Origin of the sequence: Pedobacter frigidisoli (genome assembly GCF_004331675.1) — a bacterium.
GTDB classification, from domain to species: Bacteria; Bacteroidota; Bacteroidia; order Sphingobacteriales; family Sphingobacteriaceae; genus Pedobacter; species Pedobacter frigidisoli.
The window spans coordinates 1-1,142 of the sequence record NZ_SJSN01000060.1; the positions used below are offsets into that span (position 1 = coordinate 1).

Annotated in this window: 3 protein-coding genes; all 3 read right to left on the reverse strand. The window is 41.2% G+C overall.

Going from position 1 to position 1,142, the window contains the following annotated elements:
- Window positions 1–400: hypothetical protein (locus EZ449_RS22940; protein ID WP_205943068.1), on the reverse strand; the 400-nt coding region annotated here is incomplete at its 3' end.
- Window positions 401–441: 41 nt separating this feature from the next.
- Window positions 442–870, reverse strand: coding sequence for a type IV pilin protein (locus EZ449_RS22530; RefSeq protein ID WP_225872415.1), 429 nt, complete (start codon window positions 868–870; stop codon window positions 442–444).
- A 73-nt stretch (window positions 871–943) separates the two neighbouring features.
- Window positions 944–1,142 (reverse strand): ATP-binding protein (locus EZ449_RS22535; protein ID WP_165499841.1); only part of this gene is annotated, 199 nt, incomplete at its 5' end.

Here is a 1,142-nt window from a genome sequence, read left to right on the forward strand (position 1 = left end):
CCATAAGCATTAGGGCCTGATAGCCTGCTAATGGTACCTTATCCAGCCTTTCTTTTGCGGATAATTTAAGCAATAGGGTAATGCCTATTGCGAACAACAGGCTTAGGATATAAAAAACAATAAAGTAAGTTACCGAAAAAGCAAAAGCGGCGCATAACAAAAAGAGCAGATCACCCAGACCAAAAAACCCCTGAAAGATATTCGTAGGCTTTCTATTTTTTAACGAGATGTAAAGTGACAGGACAAATACCTGAAAAAGGATGAATAAACCATTTAGCCCGCCAAGATTAAAAACCAATCCCCAGCCAAACTGAAAGGCGCCATAACAGGTTACCTCGACCCACAACAACGGAAAAAGCCACCAATAGATGCCTCTATATTTAAAGTCCTGATAGACCATGAATAATAAAACCAATATAATCCCCCCCAACAACAAAACCATTAGTCTGCAGTTATTTCCTTTAGATTTTTTTCCTGATCGATCTGCCAGACATTATAGGTACCGTCCCCATCAAAATCGGCAACAGCGCTCGCCTTAGCGGTGAAAGTATTATTGCTTGCACCAGTAACCTCTATCTTAAAGTTCGCCTTGCCATCTTTGCCATCACTGGTTAGCTTTTCTTGAATAAACCCAATTTCGGACAGATCATTTGAATACTTGGAATGCTCATAGAAATAGCTCTGCTCCAATTTGGCTAAGTGCTCTAATTGTAATTTCGCCTCAGTCGTCTTGGCCTTTGTAATCAAGGGCATTAAATTGGGCAGCGCCAGCAGGATCAGAATTCCGATGATGACCAAAACAATTAGAATCTCGGTTAGCGTATAGGCGTTAAGCTTGTGGTTCAGTGTAATCGGGAAATAACACTGCACAAGAATTGGCAATTAAGAGTGCACAGAAAACGGCAACAAGTGTGCACAGTTTTACAAAGCTAATCTTCTGGTCCTAACTTGCAAATATTGTTTTCCTATTTTCCATTCTGTAAGATTTTCCCGCAAGACTGATTACCTCACACCGGAATAGAAGCCTGTCCAGCAGAGCTGTGGCCAGCACCTCATCATCCAGCATTTTGGCCCAGTCAGCAGGCATTTTGTTGGTGGTGATAATAAATGAGGTGCTTTCATAAAGTTGGTTTACGAAGTTA